Consider the following 16,906-nt stretch of genomic DNA (forward strand, 5'->3'; position numbering starts at 1 on the left):
TCCCTTCGTGCGTTGTTGATCTGGGTGAGGGCCTCGGCGCGGCCGAGAGATTGCGGGTCGGTCATGTTGCGGCTCGATTCGAGAGAGCGTCAGCGGACAGCACCCCAGGGTTGGGCTTGATGGGCCACTCCGGCATCCACGGCCAGTCACCGGATCGGCCATGCCGGAACCCGACCGGCCAATCCCGCTCATCACGGGCCCCGCGCCACGCCTCGAGGTCGACCAGGGACGGCCGCGGGTCGGACGGGTCGCACTCCTTCGCGCGCCTGAGCCCGAACCCGAACTCCGGCCACCGCAGCAACAGCGACGAACCAGCGGGGCGGAGCATCCGGCCAGCGCCGTCCTTGGTGTGCCCGGCGTGCGCCTCCATCAGGAGCACACAGCCGCTACCGACGGTCCGGATAGCGTCGAGGACTGCGACGGTCTTGCGGGCGGCGACCTCGTCGTTGATGTCGGAGTTGTGGAGCCGGTAGAACGGGCCGATGTAGACGACATCCGGCTTGTGCGCGTGGATACGTTCGAGGAGCCATTCGGCGTCGTCGCCGCGGACGAGGTCGATGCCTTCGGGGCGGTGAATGAGCCGCAGCCCGCCTTCTGGGACGCGGCGTCCCTTCGTCACCGACAGGCCTGCGAGCGCCCCATAGTGGCGGCGGTTCTGCCGCGGCGAGTTCTCGCAGTCGACCACGAGCCCGCGCAGCGGCTTCACGGTCTCCTCGTGACGGAACGGGTGAATGCCCGCGGCCAGCATGACGAGGAGCTGTCGGCACCACACGGACTTGCCCAGGCCTTCGGCGCCGGTGACCATGAGCCGGTCACCGCGCTCGAACAAGTCCGGGACGAGCCAGTCGTAGGCGTCGTCACCCGCGGCCAGGAACGCCCACAGGTCGGGTGCGAGCACAGGTGCGGTCTCGTCGCCGGAGACGCGAGTCTCGACGAGGTCCTCGAGGCCGTGACCGGCGCCGAGGTGGTCGGCGATGTCCTTGTGGTTCGGGGCCTCGTAGACGGTGACTTCACAGTCGACCTTCGCGAGTGCCTCAGCGACCATGCGGGCGTGGGCGCGGCCGGGCTTGTCGGCGTCAGCGCAGATCGCGACAGCGGCGTCCCGGAACACCTCGGAGTACTCCAAGAGCCACTTCCCGGCCCCGCCGGGGTTACAGGTGGCGACCATGCCGGCGTGCTCGACGGCATGGACATCCTTCTCGCCTTCGACGATCCACACGAGCTCTCCGGCGGCGACCGCCTTCACGACTTCGGGGAGCCGGTAGAGAACGCGGGGGGTATCGCCGAGCCGCCAGTCCCAACCGCCGCGGCCGTCGGGTTTCCGCTGCCGGAACGACTTCGGTTGGAGGCGGCACACCTGGAACAGGAGCTCGCCGTGTTCGTCGAGGTAGTCGTAGGTGGAGATGATCTCGGTCTTGCCGAACCGTTGGGCGCGTTCTTCCTTCGGCGCGGACAGGTCCGCCCATTCGAGCCCGAGGGCTTTGAGGATGTCCTCGGGGGCGCATCCGGCGTGGCAGTTGAAGATCACCGGGTGCGTGGTCCCGTATGTGAGGGACAGGGACGGCGAGTTGTCCTCGTGGGCGGGGCAGCGGGCGGTGAACCCGTCGGCGGTTTTCTGGACGCGGTCGAGCTTGGGGAGGACGATCTCGCGGAGCACATCGGTCAGTCCCATATCGAGCTCCCGGCGCCTTGCATCGGACGCGGCTCGGGATGCTGCTCGTCTTCCCACCGGCGGCCGTTGATCCAGCCTTCGGCCATCTTGATGTGCTTGCGTTCGGTGCCGTCGCGGCGGACACGCTCGGCGTAGGCGAGCATCCCGGCGATGATCACGTCAGGGTCGGTCTGCTTGATCGGCTGGCCCTTGTACGTGCCTTTCCCTTGGACATGCTTGGCCCAGGCGGCGCGAGCGTCGTCTTTGCCGTCCTTCTTGGGGACCGCGGCCCAGAACTCGCAGAACTTCGGGTCGTCGTCGGAGCCGATCACATACGTGGGATCAATCAATGGCTCGTCGAGTTGGAAGTCCTCGAACGCCTCGGTCGACGAAGTCGATCGAGATATGTGTTTCCCTGTTCCCTGTTCCCTGTTCCCTGTTCCAGCACTGCTTTGTGTGCCTGTTGCACTTTCTTGCACACTTCCGCGTGAACCAAGCGTTTCGATCTCTTGACCTGCGGAAACAGGCGGGTACTTGGCTTCGCCCCTGCGGTAAGCCGCGGCCTGGTGCTGCTCCCACTTCACGACCTCGTAGTAGGCCTCATCATCGATCTGATACAGCCTGATGTGGCCCGTCGCAGCCAGCATGTCGACGTGTGCAGAAACGTGCAAGAAAGTGACGTCGTCGTCAAGCGGCCAGATCGCGCCCTTGAGAAGTCGCGCATCAGCGATCCCGCGACCGTGATCGTCAGCCTCACACCACATGCCCGCGAACGTCAGACGAGCGTCACGCGGCAGCTTCGCCAGCGACCGGGACTTGAAAAACCCGGGCTTCAGCGTCCTGATCCTCGCCATCTACGCGGCCCCCTCGTTGAAGAACTCGTTGAGTCGCTGCGTCTCGCGGCGCCCCCGCGGCGCGCGAGTGAACGGCAGCTCACCGGGACGGAACAGGTCGCCCTCGGGCTCGGTCCAGAACTTGTTGGGCTCCTTGCGGATCCGCATGTGGCTCCTGCACGACCACGTACCGGCGAGGTCCATGAATCCGTGGTGGCCGCATTCGGGGCACAGGACCATGACGAGGTCCTGGCCGTTGACGGCGTTCTCCCACCAGGCGCGTTCACCGATGCCGTTGCGGCCGACTCGAGGGGGCCGGAGGATGACGACGAGGTCGGTGTCCCAGTCGAAGGAGTCGGTGGACAGGCCCGCCTGCAGCGTCGATGCTTTGTCGATGCGTTCGTTGTGCGGACCTTTCACCTCGGCCCAGACACGTTGTACCGGCAGGTAGAAGTCGGGCCGGTACCACTGGCCGTCGTCGAGCTGGACGCCCACGGGCTCGTACTCCCACGTCCAGCCGAGGTGGTCGAACATGGCGGCCCAATCGGCCTCCAGGGTTGAGGCGAACTTGATGCCGCGGTAGACGGTGGGGATCGGTTTGATGTTCACGAGGCCTCCTCTTCGGAGATCTCGATGACGAGCACGCCGAGCGGGTGCTGCTTGCGGTCGACGGGTTCGCCAGCGCGCATGGTGACGGCGGTGACGTGCTTGTCGTTGTCGTCGTCGAGGATTCCGGCGTCGACGAGGCCATCGATGACGGCTTTGACGGTGAGGATGCGGTTGTGGGCGTCGGCGCGGCGGGTGTCGGTGCGGCAGACCCAGCCGGTGATGTGGACCGGGGTGTCGATGTGCGGGAGTTTCGCGGCGCGTGCGTGGAGGGCTCCGGCTTCGCGCCAGATCTTCACGAGGCGCGCTTTCGACTGCCAGTGGGACCGGTCGTTCGCGGACACCCATTGGGTGGGTGCGGGGATGGTGAGCGTCCAAGAGTCAGCCACAGTCGTGCTCCGCTCCGATGCGGCAGCAGGTGCCGATGCTGGTGTAGTAGTCGTCGAGGTAGTCGCAGACGAGGCATTCGTTGTCGTCTTCTTCGACCCAGTTCGATTCGGTGCAGTCGGCGCCGCAGAGGCCGAGGTTGGTGTCGCAGACGCAGACGGTGTGGGTCAGGTTGTCGTCGTCGCTGGTAGACGCGGATACGGGTTGCGGTGCCGGAGCGAGGTCAGCCACGGTCGTCTCCGTCCACGACGGCAACCCACGTCTCGTACATGGAGGCCGCGGTCTGCGCGCGGGAGATCAGCGTGAGTTCGCCGGGGTTGGTCTGGGCGGCGGTGATGGTGGTGGCAAGGATCTGCCAGAGGCCAGCGCCGATGCGTTCGATCTGGGCGGCCATGGCGTCGCGTTCTTTCTCGGCGGCGGCGCGGAGGTTGTTCAACGGCTTCGTGTCGCTCACGCCGCACCGCCTTCTGTCAGCTCGTTGAAGAGCGTGTCTGTGGCAAGGTCGACCACGTGCTCAAAGGTCTGCGCGGCTCGGTAGGCGAACGCCTTGCCCTCGGTAGGGTCGTCGGCGTATCCCACTTCGTAGATACCCACCATCCGGTTGACCTGCTGATTTACGCGAGCCAGCTGTTGTTCGAGTTCGACGGCGATCCGGCGCGCCCGGTCGCGCTCCTCGGTGCGCTCCGCAGCTTCCTCGGCGAATGCGTCGCGGTCCCTTCTGGCCTCATCGCGCTCGTACTTCAACCGGTCGCGCTCCGACTTGAGCGCAGAGATGGTGTCCTGGGCCGCCCGTGAAGGGCTGCTTCCTCGTCCGTCGATGCTCATGCCGACACTCGCTTCCGGTTGGTCTTCCGCTTCGCAAGCAGTCGGTCCTGGTAGCACTGACGACAGGATCGTTTGCCCGCGTAGACGATGGTGTTTTCCTCGGTGAATTCGTGCTCGTACTTGCAGTGGGTTTTCGCAGCGTTGACAGCGGCCATGCCGCCCGGTGCGACCGTGCGCGTGACCCTCCCAGTGGGAGTGGTCTTCGCAGTCAGCCGGGACCGCTGGGTTTCCGACAGGCCGCCCCACACGCCCTTCGTGCCGGGGACCTGGAGCGCGGCTCGCAGGCACTCGTACTGGACGGGGCATCTGCGGCAGATGAGTTTGGCGAGAGGCATGGTGGTTTCGGCCGATCCGAACCAGATCTCGGTGTTCATGCCCTGGCAGGCGGCCCGTTCGTCCCAGCGGTCAGCCATCGGAGGGCTCCTTCGCGGGTGCGGCGGTGAGTTCGGCGGCGGTGACAGCGGGTGGCGGGAACGCCTCCTCTGCGTCGAGCTCGTTGCGCTGGATCGCCTTGTACGTGACGATCAACTGGGTCACGTCCTGCACCGTCCACTTCGCCGAGGGGCGGCCGACCCGCTGCTCCAGCTGATCCTCGGAGACGTTCAGGTCGTTCTCGAACGTCTTGATGGCGCCCGCGATCCGTTCCGCGAGGGGCTTCTCGCCCGCGCCGCCTGCGAGGGTGCGCCGGCAGGCTTCTTCGGCGCGTTCGACGAACCAGGTGGGTAGGACGGATTTGATCGCTTCACGGACGCGGCGGGCGCCGTTGTTCGCGGTCGCTTCGTAGATGTCGCGCAGGTCGGTGAGGTCGGTTGCGCCGCCGCGCTTGTCCCTCTTGTGGGGGACGATGAAGTTCTGGACGGCGCGCGTGTTCGTCTCGAGGTCCCACGCCCACGCCTGCACTTCGGATTCGCGGCGGATGTCGTCGCGGCGGAGCTCGGAGATCCCGTAGGTGACGTTCCCGAAGACGCGGGCGAGCTCCCTCATGAGGTGCACGGTCGGGCCGGAGACGGCGCCGCCGCCGCGCGAGAACGAGTAGAAGGCCCGTTCGGCGAGGGCCATCTGGGAGCAGGACTCTTCCATGCGGGCGAGCGCGGAGGCGACGTTGCGGGGGCACTGCTGGGCGACGACGACCATGGCTTGGACTTCGGCGATGGCGCGGGCGCGTTCGATGTTCCCGGCTTCGGAGGCGGATGAGGGCAGGTTGATGGTGTTGGTGGCGGCCTGGGCGGGCAGGTTCGTGTTCACAGGTACTCCTCGGCTTCGCGGTTTTCTGCCCAGGCGGGCATGGAGATGGAGGTGACGAGGTCGCCGTAGCCGGGCCAGGTGCCGGTGTCGGTGCACTCGCGGTAGATCTGGAGGGCGCGCTTGTTCTTGGCGGCGCCGATGTTGAGGTTGTAGGCGTCGATCTCGACGACGTTGACGAGGAACGGCGGGGTCTTCTCTTGGAAGATGTGGACGAACGCCGGGTTCTCGTCGAGGCCGGTGGCGCGCATGCCGGTGAGGTAGTGGGCGGCCTGCTGGTGGTAGCCGAAGTCGTGGACGGCTTTCGCGATGTCGGGGAGCGCGGCGGACCGGCAGGTCTTGTATTCGGCGGCGATGAGCCGCTGCCCCTCGTTGCGGTCGGGGAGCCAGTCGAGGCGGCCCCTGCACCACACGCCGGTGTCGGGGTCGACCCAGAACATGGAAAGTTCGGCCTGCCCGGGACGGTTGAACAGGGGCCCTGCGATCGGGTGGCGGCGGATCATGGTCGCCATCGCGAGGACGTTCTCGTATTCGTGGGCCAGGAGCGGCACGGCGCCGTCCGAGTAGGCGGCGTCCCGCTGGTTCTTCGCGTCCTTCGTGGTCCAGTTGTCGGCTTCGATGACGGCGATCTCGGGGCCGGTACCGAGGATGAGCTTGTGCGCTGCGGACCCGTAGTCGAACGCTTTCTTGTGGACGGTGCGGCCGCGCTCATAGTGGTACTTCGCGGGTGTCCCGGGCGGGAGGAGCGCGCGTGCCCCGGTGGAGGACAGGGACCCGCCGGGGACGGGGTCGGCGTGGTAGATGGCCTCGTCCATGTCTTCGTAGACGCAAGCCTCGGTGACGGTGACGCGCTCAGCCACGGGCCTCCTCCCCCCAGTCGGTGAGGCGCGTGCGGGCGATCTCGGGGAGGCGGTCGACGTCCAGGCCGTGGTTGAGGTCGTCGATGAGGTCGGCGGCGATGTCGTCGAGGACGTTCTCCGGGACCTCGTGGTCGTCGGTGCCGTCGGAGACGCCCCGCAGGACTCCGATGTTCGTTTCGATGACGTGGCAGACGAGGACTTTGTGGAGGTGGGCTTCGTGGCCGTCGGCGCGGTTCTTCTCGTTGTCGGCGAGGGTCTCGGCGCGTTCGGTGAGGATGATCTGTTCGGCGACCCGGTCTTCGGCTTGCTGCCGGGCGGCGCGTTCGTGTTCGAGGTCGCGGCGGGCGCGGTACAGCTTCGTCTGCATGGGGATCACGTCGGTCATGAGGCACCACGATCTGCCCGCAGCGACCGCATCCGGGCAACCCTGTTGATCTGGGAGTAGGCCCGAAATGCGGCGTACCAGTCGTCCCAATCGAGAAGCTGGGCCTCATCCCACAGGGGGATCTCAGCGCCGAACTTCTCAACGACGAACGCCGCAGGGGCTGGAGTTGGGACCTGCTGGTGCTCCGGCGGGTACTTCTTGCGCCAACCGATGACGGTCACGTGGTGCACGTTGAAGCGGCGAGCGATGGTCGAGTTGTTGACGTATCGGGGCTCGGTGCTCATTGCTCCTCCTCTGTGCGAACGGGTGTGGGTTTGGGTCGGTGTTTACGTCCACCACGACGGCCAGGACGGCGACGGCGAGGCGCGGGCATCAGTGCCCCTCCCGCTTGAAGTCCTTCGCCTTGACCTTCACCGAGATCCGCTTCCCCGCCCGGTCCAGCAGGCCGCACTTCGGCACACCCACCAGGCCTTCGGCGGTGAACGGCCCCCACGACGAGTCCAGGCCACCGGAGACGCGCGCGATCGCGTCGTGGAGTGTCCCCTCCAAGACAACCGGGACGACGTCGACGCCGAGCTTCTCGGCGACGTCCTCGACCGCATCCCGCAGCAGCCACCAGCCGCCCACCGACACGTCGAACAGCACGAACCCCATGTCGGGCCGGTACGTGCCGCCGGACTGGATGCCCGCGCCGTAGCCCTCACCGAACAAGGTCGCGGTGTTCTCTCCGAAGGTCTGCTCGAACAGCTCCTCGGGGAACAGCCCATCGAGGACGGCGATGAGCTTCGCGGGGATCTGGGCCCGGTCGGTGCGGCCCCCGTAGTTGACCTTGTGGCCGTCCCAGTGGACGCGGATGTTCGTACCGTCGACCTTCTCGGTGAACAGCCACGTGGTGTGCTGGAGCGCTTCGAGGGCGGGGTGAGTCCACACGCCCTCGATCAGCTTGTTCCGGTCGGGGCCTTCGGTGTGGCGCTTGTAGGGGCCGTAGATCTTCGGGTACTCGTGCATGGTGTTCCTTTCGGGTGGTGCCGGGCCGCGAGCAGCAGCGGCCCGGCAGGCGAATCAGGTCTTGGAACGGGTGGTGCGGGCAGCAGCCCGCAGGCGAAGCCGGAAGCGGAAGTCACGGCGCAGGTGGTAGGCGATGACACGGAACCGCGCTTCGGTCCACGCGTCCGTGTCGGCGTCAAGCTCGCGAGCCAACTGGGCAGCCGATTCCGGGTCCTCAGCGAGGATCTCCGCGACCGTCTTCCCATGGACCTCACGCCGGAACTCCGACGCCCTGGCCTGGAACATGTCCCGGAGACGGGCGTCCATCTCGGCCCGCTGCCGCTCACGGGCCTCCAGGCGCGCGGTCCACCAACGCCACAAGCGCGAGCAGCCCGCGACGGCCAGCAGGAGAGCGCACGCGATCGCGGTCATGACCGGCCCCTCTCGGACTGGTCGCCGTCATACGGAGCGAAGCTCGTGCCCCCGTGGTGGCAGGTTCGAGCCCGCCACGAGTCGGCCTCACGGTGCGCCTCAGCGACCCGCGTTTCCTCGACCACCAACAACGTCACCAGGAGGACGGCAGAGAGAACCAGCACGATCCACAGATGCAAGGTCACCGGGACCACCGCCCGGCGCGGTGCCCCGGCACGAACCGCAGCGACTCCACCTCAGGCTCCGGGGACGACCACGCGCCGACAGCAGCCATCACAGCCACCGTGCCAGCGACCACGACCACCACGGCCAGCCAGAACAGAAACACCACCATCAGCGGGGTCATGACACACCCCCGTCCACGCTCGACACGACATCGTCGTAGACAGCAGCGGCCTCGACCTGGGCGTCCGAACACAGGACCGCGTCCGCCTTCGCCTTCAGCGCCTGCGCGTTCGCGATCACCGAGGAAGCCAGCCGGGCAACCTCACGGGCACCTTCAACGGAGTCGATTGCCGCGAGCGCCTTTACGATCTGGCGGGCATCCTGGACGAGGTCGCCAGCGAGCACGACCGTCGCGGCCTCCCGCTCGTCCCGTGCGAGGTGCGCGGTCGCGTACTGGCCGCCGAGTGCCGAGTCGTGCTGGGTGATGGCCTCGGTGAGCCGGTAGCCCTTGGAGCGCAACTGAACCATGGCGGCCTCGGCGGCGGCGGACATGCCGTCGTTGGTGCGAACGTCGAACGCTTCGACCACGATCATCGGGTCGGTGCTCGCCACGGTCACGTGGTACGAGGGGGTGAAGATCGCACGCTCGCGGCGTACGACGAGTTCGAGGTCGGTGCTCATCGCTGCACCCCCTGAGCGGCCACGCGGGGGTTGTCCCACCGCTCGTGGACCTCCGTGCAGTACGCCGAGCCAGGCATGGCGGCGGCGCTGCACCCGCGGCGCTTGCACACCTTGACGGCAGGGGACTGGTCCTGCATGAGGATGGTCATCGGGACTCACCGTCCTCGCGGGCCTGGTAGCCCCGGTCCTGCCACGCGGACTGGGACTTGACGTGCCGAGCCGCCATCGTGAAGTCGGCGGCGTCGTTCTCGTCGAGCGCAGCCGCGACGGACTCGCGCACGACCAGGGCGCGGTCCCGCAGCGCCCACAGGTAGTCGTTCTCGGCCTCGGGGGTCCGCGCGGGGAGCGGCAGGGTCAGGGCCTTCGCGACCTCACTCAGCAGGTCGGTGCTGGCGTCGAGCTGGTCGATGAGGGCGCCGACGTTCTTGTCGTGGAACGCGCGGAGCTTCGCGTGCATCTCGCGCACACGCTCGACCTCGTCGCACAAGGCCAGCAACTGGTCCTCGGCGCGATGCTTGGTGACCTCGCCGGACTCGACGATCTCGCGGATGGCGTCGACGTCGACGTGACCGTCCTCGCGCCACCCTTGCCGCGCCTCGGCGGTCTGGTTATCGTTCTGCTTGGACATCCACTTCTCCTTAGATCTGGTTGTCCGCCTCCGACCGTCAGCCGTTGCATCGGCTGGCGGTCCTTGTCGTTGTGCCCCGCCCGGTTCTCGTTCCCCATGCGACCGGGCGGGCGCTGTCCTGTTGATTCAGTTGCCGCGTCCCCGAACGCGGGGCTTAAACGGGGTCCCCGGTACCCCTCGAACCGAGGACCCCAATGGGGCGAGCCGTAAGCGGCTCAAGCCCCGTCCCTGCCACACCCCACCCCTCAAGGGCGTGGCCGGGAGTCTGCGTCAGGCCGGTGCGCGGAGCCTGGAACGCGCCGGCTGTTCGTAGTGCCACACCGGCTGTTTGCCGTCGGCAACGATCGCGGCGAGGTCGTCTGCGTCGAAGCGCACGTGCTTTCCCAGGCGGGTGCACTGGACATCTCCGGCGCTGACCTTCTTGCGAAGCCACCCCTCGGGGACGTTCAGCCACTCGGCGGCAGCGGGGATGTCCAGCAGGCCGTCGGGGTAGACGGTCACGGATTCACGGTTCATTGCTGCCTCCCAGGTCCATCTGAGGGTTTGGGGCCAGGCCGGGGAGCTCCTTGCGGGCGATCTCCGTCCGGGGTGCGGGCGAGGTAGAAGCGCTCTACTTCGTCGGCCGGCACGCAGATGCCGTTGGGGTACTCGACGCGGGTGAGCTTGCCGTCTTCCAGCCAGCGCATGACAGTCCGCCACTCGACGCCGAACATGGCTTCGATGTCTTTGACCAGGTAGTGGTCTCTGTCCTTGATCCGGATTACGCAGTCCGGACGACTGAGTGTCATGCTCACATGACGAACTTAGCAGAGCGGTGTCATGTTTGTCATGTGTCTGGAGGTCATACTTTCGGTCAGCACATGACAGTCGTTTGGATGATCGTTGTCATGTGCACATGACATACGATTGCCTGATGACCCGCGTAGTAGCAACCGCGAGAGCGAAACGCAAGGCCCGAACGGGCATCGTTCTCAGCCGACCACATGACAGTCCGTCCACTTATCGGCGCCGTCATGCACATGACGGGTATGCTGTTCGTATGTCATCCGGACATGACAATTCGGGACAGCTCCAGGACTTCCAAGGCGCCATCAGGGCCACGGTCCGGGAGCTCGAAGACGACCCCGAATACCCCATGTCAAGGACCGCCATCGCCAAGGCCGGTGGCCTCTCGAGGAACCAGCTCTACGCCTGGATGGGCAAGGGCTCCCAGGGCATCAAGCAGGTCCCGCCGAAGGAACGCGTCGTTCGCTTCTACAAGGGCGTCCGAAAGTCGTGGCGGCCGATCTTCGAGAAGCTTGGCTGGTCCGTGGTTGGCGAGTTCGCTGAACCTCCGCCTGCTCCGGAACCTGCTCCGTTGTCCGGGATTGATCGCCGGATTGATCTCCTCTGGCTTGCCATCAACAGGCCCGGCATCAAGCCGGAGGAGCGACGAGAACTCGAGACGCAGATGGTTCGGCTGCAGGTGGCGAAGCAGATGAGCGACGACGCACTCGCTTCTGCCGACAAGGCGTTGAAGCGGCACGGCGCGGCATAGGTTGCGGTTGCACTGATCCCCTGCATGGTTGTTCACATGGTGGACACCATCGTCCATTCGGGTGAAGCGTGGGTCACAGTACTGTCGGTAACCTGACACTTACCGTTCTCAGACGGACAGGGAGTCCGGCACCCTCTCGCCCCACAACAGGACACACAACGTCACGGGGGACCACACCTATGACCGCACCCACCTCTCCACCCGACAGCCCATACAACCCAGTCAGCCGGTTCCTCCTCGGAGCAGCACCACCCGCCGTCGCCACCATCGCCGCCCTCTGGCAAGTCCTCGAGCCCTACATGCCACCAGGACACCGCGGATTCCTCTTCATCACCGTCCTCATCGCCTGGATCTGGCCGATCGCCGTCTGGATCGCAGGCAAAGTCGACCGCACCGACCGTAAGTTCGACGACAACGACAAGGCCGCCGAACAGCGAGAAATCCAGCGACACCAGAAAACCGTCGACCGCATCGAGCGGTTCCAACAGGAGATGTTCGTCCTCGGGGAAACCCTCGAGCAGAACCAGAACGTCATCCTCGAGAAGCTCGAAGCGATGGAACGGTCCATCAAAGGCCTGCACCGGCACCTCGACCAGACCGACGAGGCCCTCGACGAGGTCACCAAGGAAGTCGCACACCTGCGCAAGCTCGTCCTCGGGGTTGACGAGACCCCAGCACAGCGGCTCGGCCCGCGGTCGCTGCCATAGAACGAGTGGCCCCGGGCTCGTGGGGACCAGCCCGGGGCCACCTCCCTGTCCCCGGTCCCCTGAACGGAGACCCCGTGTGGATCGAACAGCATAAGAGCAAGTACCGAATCCGAGACCTGGTCAACGGCAAGAAGATCACCGTCGAATCCGGCATCCCCACCAAGACCATCGCCCGCCAGCGCAAGCAGCGACTGGAGATCGAGCAGGCCGACTACGGGCCCATCAAGGCCGGAGCCGACAAGATCAGCTTCAAGGAATGGGCCGAACCCTGGTGGAACGCCCACGAGCGGACCCTCGGCTCGGAAGCAACCAAGAAGTCCGAACGGTCCAGATTCACCCGCCACATCGTCGGACGCCTCGGGCACCTCTCCATCCGCGAGGTCGATGCGTCCGTTGTGCGCTGGTGGATCGACCAGCTCGCCGAACCCGACGACGCCGACTACGACCCCATCAGCGCCAAGACGATCAAGAACACCCACGCCTACCTGTACATGTGCATGGAGGCTGCGGTCGCCGAGCGGGTTATCCGGGCGAACCCGTGCGGTCATTCCAAGCTGCCGAAGTGGGAGCCGCCGCAGCACCGGTACCTCACGCAGACCGAGCTGGGGGAGGTAATCGCGAAGATCCCGGCCCATTGGCGCCCCTTGGGCCTGTTTATCGCCGCGACCGGGTGCCGCGTGAGCGAAGCCCTGGGGATGAAGCAGCGGTGCGTGGATGTCCTCGGCGCGCGGGTGCGGTTCGAGTCGCAACTGTCCTACGTGAAAGGCGTCTACGTTGACGTGCCACTCAAGACGAAGGCGTCTCGCCGGACGATCGGCATCCCGCCTTCGCTGGTGGCGATGCTCGCCGAGCGGGCCGACATCGACGAGGGAGCGTACGTGTTCACTGCGATCCGCGGGGGGCCGATCTTCTACGACTACTTCAGGGAGGTCTGGCAGAAGGCGTTGAAGACGACAAAGTTCGAGGGGGTGCGGATCCACGACCTGCGGCACACGCACGCCGCGCACCTTATCTCTATCGGACGGCCGTTGACGGTGATCCAGCGCAGGCTCGGGCACTCCTCGATCCAGGTCACCTCCGACGTGTACGGCGGGCTGCTGCCAGAGGTTGAAGATGACACGGCGGCGGCCGTGGAGGGGTTCATCTCGGGTATCGATCTCGGGGGGATTGGTGGGGGAATAGTGGGGGAACAGGTCGGCGCACAACGGCCTACATTGACCGACGACGATACGCAAGGAACAAGAGAACCCCAGGTCAAGGCCGATTAGCCGCTGTGACCTGGGGCTGGGGAAGTAGCCCGGGTGGGATTCGAACCCACACTGTACGGGTTTTGAACCCGTACAGCGCGGGTTGCGCCGCTCACGTTTCGGTTCCATCGTCCGAAACGCTCGGCATAGGAACGTGCGGGCCCGGAACGCGGCGGCTAAGCTAGCGTCCTGGTGTGCCGGAAACGACGCACGCCCCCACACCGTCCAGCGCACGAAAGGTACGGACCCGCATGACGAGCAAGGCCGCCGAGGAGCCGCGCAAGCGCGTGCTCATCGCCGAAGACGAGGGGCTCATTCGCCTCGACCTGGCCGAGATGCTCACCGAGGAGGGCTACGAGGTCGTGGCCGAGGCCGCCGACGGCGAAGCCGCCGTGCGCCTCGCCCAGGAGCACCAGCCCGACCTGGTCATCTGCGACATCCAGATGCCGATCATGGACGGCCTCCAGGCCGCGGAGAAGATCGTCTCCGCGCGCATCGCCCCGGTAGTGATCCTCACCGCCTTCAGCCAGCGCGACCTCATCAGCCGCGCCCAGTCCGCCGGCGCCATGGCCTACCTCGTGAAGCCCTTCCAGAAGTCGGACCTGGTCCCCGCGATCGAGCTCTCCCTCACCCGCTTCGCCGAGATGACCGCCCTCGAGAAGGAGGTCGCGAACCTCACCGAGCGCCTCGAGGTCCGCAAGCTCGTCGACCGCGCCAAGGGCCTCCTCATGACCCAGTACGGCATGCCCGAGCCCGACGCGTTCCGCTGGATCCAGCGCGCCGCGATGGACCACCGCCTCTCGATGCGCGCCGTCGCCGAGCGCGTCATCGCCGAAGCCGAGCAGAAGGAAGCCCAGGAAGCCGAGTAGGCCTCCCACAGGTTCCACAAGGCCCGCGTCACCTGACGCGGGCCTTTCCTCTTGCCCGGGCCACGCCGTCACCGGCTTGTGCCGGACTTGTCGGACCCACTCGCTAGGCTCGGGGACGTGACCGCTTCGCAATCGCGCCTGCTCCTGATCGACGGCCATTCGATGGCCTTCCGCGCCTTCTTCGCGCTGCCCGCCGAGAAGTTCGCCACCGACGACGGCCAAGTCACCAACGCCGTCTACGGGTTCGCCTCGATGCTCATCAACCTGCTCAAGGCCGAGGAGCCCACCCACGTCGCGGTCGCCTTCGACGTCTCCCGCAAGTCCTTCCGCACCGAGGAGTACGCCGGGTACAAGGACGGCCGCGGCGAGACCCCCGAGGAGTTCAAGGGCCAGATCCCGATCATCCAGGAGCTCCTGGACGCCTTCGGCATCAAGTGGCTCACCAAGCAGAACTTCGAGGCCGACGACATCATCGCCACCCTCGCCACCCAGGGCGAGGCGGCCGGGTTCGCCACCCTCATCTCCTCCGGCGACCGCGACGCCATCCAGCTCGTCAACGACGCCACGACGCTGCTCTACCCGATCAAGGGCGTCACCGAGCTCGCCCGCTACACCCCCGAAGCCGTCGAGGCGAAGTACGGCGTGACCCCCGACCGCTACCGCGATCTCGCCGCGCTCGTGGGGGAGAAGGCGGACAACCTCCCCGGCGTCCCCGGCGTCGGCCCCAAGACCGCCGCGAAGTGGATCGTCAAGTACGGCTCCCTCGACGGCCTCGTCGCCAAGGCCGACGAGATCACCGGCAAAGCCGGCCAGAGCCTGCGCGACCACCTCGACGACGTCCTGCGCAACTACCGCCTGAACTGCCTCGTCTGCGACCTCGACATCGACCTCCACACCGGGGTCGAAGACCTCGAATGGCACGGCTGGAACGTCGCCGACACCAACCGCCTGTTCGACGCCCTCCAGTTCCGCGCCCTCGGCGAACGCCTCAACGCCAACCTCGCCGCGAAGGCCGTCGGCGCCGTGGCCGCCGTCCCCGCCGTCGAGGTGAGCAACACCGAGGCCGCCGCGCTCGTCCCCGGCGGGCTCGCCGCCTGGCTCGGCGAACGCGAAGCGGAGGTGGCGATCGCCTACTCCGGGACCTTCGCGTCCGGCGCGGGCTCGTTCGAGTCGATCGCGCTGGCCGAAGGGGGCCAGGCGCTCTGGTTCGAGCCGTCGCAGCTCGACGCCGAGGACGAGTCGGCCTGGGCTGCGTGGCTCGCCGACCCGGCGAAGGCCAAGGTCGTGCACGACGCGAAGTCGTTCCTGTGGGGCGCGGACGCGGCGGGCTGGCCCGAGGTCGCGGGGCTGAAGGCCGACACGGTGCTCGCCGCGTACCTCCTCAAGCCCGAGCAGCGCTCGTACGCGCTCGGCGACCTCGCGATGCAGTTCCTCGGCCGCGAGCTGGAGACCCCGGAGACGCCCGCCGACGACGGCGCCCTCGTGGGCCTCGACGCCGCCATGAACGACTCGACCGCGAAGCTCGAAGCCGACTGCGCCGCCGCAGCGGTGATCGCCGACCTCGCGGTCGAGCAGACCGCGCGCCTGGCCGACCGCCACCAGGCGAAGCTCGCCGAGCAGATGGAGTACCCGCTCGCGGGCGTCCTGGCGCGCATGGAGATCACCGGCATCGCCGCCGACGAGGGCCACTTCGCCGACATCGAGGCCGGGTTCGCGATGCAGTCGAAGGAGGCCACGGACCGCGCCCACGAGATCGTGGGCCGCCCGTTCAACGTCGGCTCCCCGAAGCAGCTCCAGGAGATCCTCTTCGAGGAGCTGAAGATGCCGAAGACGAAGCGCACCAAGACCGGCTACACCACCAATGCCGAAGCGCTGCAGCAGCTCTACGCGAAGAACCAGCACCCGCTGCTGGAGCAGCTGCTGCGGTTCCGCGATGTGGAGAAGCTCAAGCAGATCGTCGCCACCCTGCGGGCCACGATCCAGACGGACGGGCGCATCCACACCACGTTCCACCAGACCGTGGCCGCGACCGGGCGGCTCTCCTCGGCCGACCCGAACATCCAGAACATCCCGGTCCGCTCCGAGGCCGGGCGCAACATCCGCGCCGGGTTCGTCGTCTCCGAGGGCTTCGAGTCGCTCATGACCATCGACTACAGCCAGATCGAGATGCGGATCATGGCGAGCCTCACCGGCGACGAGGGGCTGATCGACGCGTTCGTCGCGGGCGAGGACATCCACAACGCCGTCGCCGCGAAGGTCTTCGCCGTCGCGCCCACCGCGGTGACCGCCGAGCACCGCCGCAAGATCAAGGCCATGTCCTACGGGCTCGCGTACGGGTTGTCCACGTACGGGCTCAGCCAGCAGCTCGCGGTCTCCACCGAGGAGGCCCAGCAGCTCTCGAACGACTACTTCGACCGCTTCGGGAAGGTCCGCGACTACCTGCACCGCGTCGTCGAGGAGGCCCGCAAGACCGGCTACACCGAGACGATCATGGGCCGGCGCCGGTACTTCCCCGACCTCACCTCCGACAACCGCCAGCGCCGCGAGATGGCCGAGCGGGCCGCGCTCAACGCCCCGATCCAGGGCAGCGCCGCCGACATCATGAAGACCGCGATGCTCGGCGTCGACCGGGAACTGCGCGCCTCCGGGCTCGCCTCGCGCGTGCTGCTCCAGGTCCACGACGAATTGGTGTGCGAAGTCGCACCCGGTGAGTCGAAGGCGCTCGAAACGCTCGTGCGCGAGCAGATGTCGAACGCCGCCGAACTCGCGGTGCCCCTCACGGTGTCGGCCGGGTTCGGCGAATCGTGGGAAGCCGCTGCCCATTAGCCGTGGCTGTCGACACGAGGTACAGGCCCGGACTGGCG

General features: G+C 67.0%; 25 protein-coding genes and 1 tRNA gene. 5 read left to right on the plus strand and 21 right to left on the minus strand.

Features of this window, described 5'->3' with window-relative positions:
• Nucleotides 1-61: 61 nt before the first annotated feature.
• From ACGGCP_RS12305 to ACGGCP_RS12400, 20 genes are all read right to left on the minus strand, one after another.
• A complete protein-coding gene (locus ACGGCP_RS12305) occupies nucleotides 62-1,672 on the minus strand; it encodes an AAA family ATPase (RefSeq protein ID WP_392964823.1) in 1,611 nt (536 codons plus the stop codon).
• Nucleotides 1,663-2,505, minus strand: coding sequence for a hypothetical protein (locus tag ACGGCP_RS12310; RefSeq protein WP_392964826.1), 843 nt, complete (start codon nucleotides 2,503-2,505; stop codon nucleotides 1,663-1,665). Before ACGGCP_RS12310 ends, ACGGCP_RS12305 begins: the two co-directional genes overlap by 10 nt.
• Nucleotides 2,506-3,093 (minus strand): hypothetical protein, encoded by a 588-nt coding sequence (locus ACGGCP_RS12315; protein ID WP_392964828.1) that lies wholly within the window; start codon nucleotides 3,091-3,093, stop codon nucleotides 2,506-2,508. It abuts the gene before it with no gap.
• Nucleotides 3,090-3,479 carry a hypothetical protein gene (locus ACGGCP_RS12320; RefSeq protein WP_392964830.1) on the minus strand — a complete coding sequence of 130 codons (390 nt, stop codon included), beginning with the start codon at nucleotides 3,477-3,479 and terminating at the stop codon, nucleotides 3,090-3,092. Before ACGGCP_RS12320 ends, ACGGCP_RS12315 begins: the two co-directional genes overlap by 4 nt.
• Entirely contained in the window at nucleotides 3,472-3,708 is a 237-nt protein-coding gene (locus tag ACGGCP_RS12325; RefSeq protein ID WP_392964833.1) for a hypothetical protein, read from the minus strand. Before ACGGCP_RS12325 ends, ACGGCP_RS12320 begins: the two co-directional genes overlap by 8 nt.
• Nucleotides 3,701-3,931: a hypothetical protein gene (locus ACGGCP_RS12330; protein ID WP_392964835.1), complete on the minus strand. Its 231-nt coding sequence runs from the start codon at nucleotides 3,929-3,931 to the stop codon at nucleotides 3,701-3,703. Before ACGGCP_RS12330 ends, ACGGCP_RS12325 begins: the two co-directional genes overlap by 8 nt.
• On the minus strand, nucleotides 3,928-4,302 hold the full coding sequence (locus tag ACGGCP_RS12335; protein WP_392964838.1) for a hypothetical protein: 375 nt from the start codon (nucleotides 4,300-4,302) through the stop codon (nucleotides 3,928-3,930). The genes ACGGCP_RS12330 and ACGGCP_RS12335 overlap by 4 nt, the downstream gene beginning before the upstream one ends.
• A complete protein-coding gene (locus tag ACGGCP_RS12340; RefSeq protein ID WP_392964840.1) occupies nucleotides 4,299-4,715 on the minus strand; it encodes a WhiB family transcriptional regulator in 417 nt (138 codons plus the stop codon). The genes ACGGCP_RS12335 and ACGGCP_RS12340 overlap by 4 nt, the downstream gene beginning before the upstream one ends.
• Nucleotides 4,708-5,547, minus strand: coding sequence for a hypothetical protein (locus tag ACGGCP_RS12345; RefSeq protein WP_392964843.1), 840 nt, complete (start codon nucleotides 5,545-5,547; stop codon nucleotides 4,708-4,710). Before ACGGCP_RS12345 ends, ACGGCP_RS12340 begins: the two co-directional genes overlap by 8 nt.
• Nucleotides 5,544-6,404 carry a PD-(D/E)XK nuclease-like domain-containing protein gene (locus ACGGCP_RS12350; RefSeq protein WP_392964846.1) on the minus strand — a complete coding sequence of 287 codons (861 nt, stop codon included), beginning with the start codon at nucleotides 6,402-6,404 and terminating at the stop codon, nucleotides 5,544-5,546. The genes ACGGCP_RS12345 and ACGGCP_RS12350 overlap by 4 nt, the downstream gene beginning before the upstream one ends.
• Nucleotides 6,397-6,789 (minus strand): hypothetical protein, encoded by a 393-nt coding sequence (locus ACGGCP_RS12355; RefSeq protein WP_392964848.1) that lies wholly within the window; start codon nucleotides 6,787-6,789, stop codon nucleotides 6,397-6,399. Before ACGGCP_RS12355 ends, ACGGCP_RS12350 begins: the two co-directional genes overlap by 8 nt.
• Complete coding sequence (locus ACGGCP_RS12360; RefSeq protein ID WP_392964851.1) at nucleotides 6,786-7,073, minus strand: hypothetical protein; 288 nt, start codon at nucleotides 7,071-7,073, stop codon at nucleotides 6,786-6,788. Before ACGGCP_RS12360 ends, ACGGCP_RS12355 begins: the two co-directional genes overlap by 4 nt.
• Nucleotides 7,074-7,161: 88 nt before the next feature.
• Complete coding sequence (locus tag ACGGCP_RS12365; RefSeq protein WP_392964852.1) at nucleotides 7,162-7,797, minus strand: RNA ligase family protein; 636 nt, start codon at nucleotides 7,795-7,797, stop codon at nucleotides 7,162-7,164.
• Between the two features lie 54 nt (nucleotides 7,798-7,851).
• Entirely contained in the window at nucleotides 7,852-8,208 is a 357-nt protein-coding gene (locus ACGGCP_RS12370) for a hypothetical protein (RefSeq protein ID WP_392964855.1), read from the minus strand.
• Nucleotides 8,209-8,389: 181 nt separating this feature from the next.
• Entirely contained in the window at nucleotides 8,390-8,554 is a 165-nt protein-coding gene (locus ACGGCP_RS12375; protein WP_392964857.1) for a hypothetical protein, read from the minus strand.
• Nucleotides 8,551-9,054, minus strand: coding sequence for a hypothetical protein (locus ACGGCP_RS12380; RefSeq protein WP_392964860.1), 504 nt, complete (start codon nucleotides 9,052-9,054; stop codon nucleotides 8,551-8,553). Before ACGGCP_RS12380 ends, ACGGCP_RS12375 begins: the two co-directional genes overlap by 4 nt.
• Entirely contained in the window at nucleotides 9,051-9,203 is a 153-nt protein-coding gene (locus ACGGCP_RS12385; protein WP_392964863.1) for a hypothetical protein, read from the minus strand. Before ACGGCP_RS12385 ends, ACGGCP_RS12380 begins: the two co-directional genes overlap by 4 nt.
• A complete protein-coding gene (locus tag ACGGCP_RS12390; RefSeq protein ID WP_392964865.1) occupies nucleotides 9,200-9,682 on the minus strand; it encodes a hypothetical protein in 483 nt (160 codons plus the stop codon). The genes ACGGCP_RS12385 and ACGGCP_RS12390 overlap by 4 nt, the downstream gene beginning before the upstream one ends.
• Before the next feature lie 270 nt (nucleotides 9,683-9,952).
• Nucleotides 9,953-10,198: a helix-turn-helix domain-containing protein gene (locus tag ACGGCP_RS12395; protein WP_392964868.1), complete on the minus strand. Its 246-nt coding sequence runs from the start codon at nucleotides 10,196-10,198 to the stop codon at nucleotides 9,953-9,955.
• Nucleotides 10,195-10,476, minus strand: coding sequence for a hypothetical protein (locus ACGGCP_RS12400; RefSeq protein ID WP_392964870.1), 282 nt, complete (start codon nucleotides 10,474-10,476; stop codon nucleotides 10,195-10,197). Before ACGGCP_RS12400 ends, ACGGCP_RS12395 begins: the two co-directional genes overlap by 4 nt.
• A 245-nt stretch (nucleotides 10,477-10,721) precedes the next feature.
• On the opposite strand from ACGGCP_RS12400, the gene ACGGCP_RS12405 reads away from it, so the two are divergent.
• From ACGGCP_RS12405 to ACGGCP_RS12415, 3 genes are all read left to right on the plus strand, one after another.
• Nucleotides 10,722-11,219: a hypothetical protein gene (locus ACGGCP_RS12405; RefSeq protein ID WP_392964873.1), complete on the plus strand. Its 498-nt coding sequence runs from the start codon at nucleotides 10,722-10,724 to the stop codon at nucleotides 11,217-11,219.
• Nucleotides 11,220-11,398: 179 nt separating this feature from the next.
• On the plus strand, nucleotides 11,399-11,926 hold the full coding sequence (locus tag ACGGCP_RS12410; RefSeq protein ID WP_392964875.1) for a hypothetical protein: 528 nt from the start codon (nucleotides 11,399-11,401) through the stop codon (nucleotides 11,924-11,926).
• A 74-nt stretch (nucleotides 11,927-12,000) separates the two neighbouring features.
• Nucleotides 12,001-13,194 (plus strand): tyrosine-type recombinase/integrase, encoded by a 1,194-nt coding sequence (locus tag ACGGCP_RS12415; protein WP_392964878.1) that lies wholly within the window; start codon nucleotides 12,001-12,003, stop codon nucleotides 13,192-13,194.
• A 25-nt stretch (nucleotides 13,195-13,219) separates the two neighbouring features.
• Here ACGGCP_RS12415 and ACGGCP_RS12420 read toward each other — a convergent pair.
• Nucleotides 13,220-13,286: transfer RNA gene (locus ACGGCP_RS12420), tRNA-Leu, on the minus strand.
• Nucleotides 13,287-13,424: 138 nt separating this feature from the next.
• Here ACGGCP_RS12420 and ACGGCP_RS12425 point away from each other — a divergent pair.
• Together ACGGCP_RS12425 and polA are read left to right on the plus strand one after the other, a co-directional pair.
• Nucleotides 13,425-14,042 (plus strand): ANTAR domain-containing response regulator, encoded by a 618-nt coding sequence (locus ACGGCP_RS12425; protein ID WP_091038394.1) that lies wholly within the window; start codon nucleotides 13,425-13,427, stop codon nucleotides 14,040-14,042.
• Nucleotides 14,043-14,159: 117 nt separating this feature from the next.
• Complete coding sequence (polA, locus tag ACGGCP_RS12430; RefSeq protein ID WP_392964882.1) at nucleotides 14,160-16,868, plus strand: DNA polymerase I; 2,709 nt, start codon at nucleotides 14,160-14,162, stop codon at nucleotides 16,866-16,868.
• The last annotated feature ends 38 nt before the right edge of the window (nucleotides 16,869-16,906 follow it).

This window comes from Glycomyces sp. NPDC048151 (assembly GCF_043202775.1).
GTDB lineage: Bacteria > Actinomycetota > Actinomycetes > Mycobacteriales > Micromonosporaceae > Glycomyces.